This is a genomic window from Hyphobacterium lacteum (assembly GCF_036330345.1).
GTDB lineage: Bacteria > Pseudomonadota > Alphaproteobacteria > Caulobacterales > Maricaulaceae > Hyphobacterium > Hyphobacterium lacteum.
In genome coordinates this window covers 1-800 of the sequence record NZ_JAZDRP010000021.1, presented here as the reverse complement: position 1 = coordinate 800, position 800 = coordinate 1, and the positions used below count along the sequence as shown (strand labels likewise).

General features: G+C 61.5%; 1 protein-coding gene. It reads left to right on the top strand.

The features are described from left to right. Positions 1 to 800: TonB-dependent receptor domain-containing protein (locus tag V0U79_RS13610; RefSeq protein ID WP_330200057.1), on the top strand; the 800-nt coding region annotated here is incomplete at both ends.

Genomic DNA, 800 nt, shown 5'->3' with positions numbered 1-800 from the left:
GGTGAGGTCCGTCTGCCGGTCCTGTCCGGTTCGGAATTTGCCGAGCTGCTGGCCTTCGAACTCTCGGCTCGTTCCTCGTCCTATGACGTGACGGGTACCGGTGTTCAATCGTCCTTCGATGCCAATACCTATGCCATCAAGGGTGAGTGGGCTCCGAACGACCAGGTTCGTGTCCGTGCCTCGTTCTCGACGGGCTTCCGGGCTCCGGCAATCGGCGAGCTGTTCGCGCCGCAGGCTCAGGCGGCTGTTCAGTACACCGATCCGTGTGTGAACTACGGCACGTCGGGTGCGAACGCGACGGTTGTGGCCAACTGTCAGGCTGACGGCCTGCCGGGTACCTTCTCTCTGACCTCGACGCAGGCTTCGGCCGTTACCGGTGGTAACCCGACCCTGCAGCCGGAAGAATCGGAAGGTTTCACGGTCGGTGTGGTGTTCACGCCGTCGGGTACTCCGATCCTCGAGGACTTCACCTTCAGCGCCGACTACTTCTCGTTTGAAGTGACGGATGCCATCGGTTCGGCCGACGTGAACACGATCGTCGGCTCGTGCTACAACTCGCCTAACTTCACTGATCCGCTCTGCGCCCTTATCGCAGGTCCGGGCTATTCGGGTGTTGGCGGTACGCCGCTGGCGGCTCCGTATCCGGGGCCGGGTGGTGCTCGCCGTTCGGCTGTCGGTGTTGTGGCCGGTGTTCTGACCACGAATGCGAACCTGTCGACCTATGAGACGTCGGGTGTCGATTTCTCGATCGATTACTCGGGTCCGACCTTCGACATCTTCAACACGAACGCTCAGTTCGT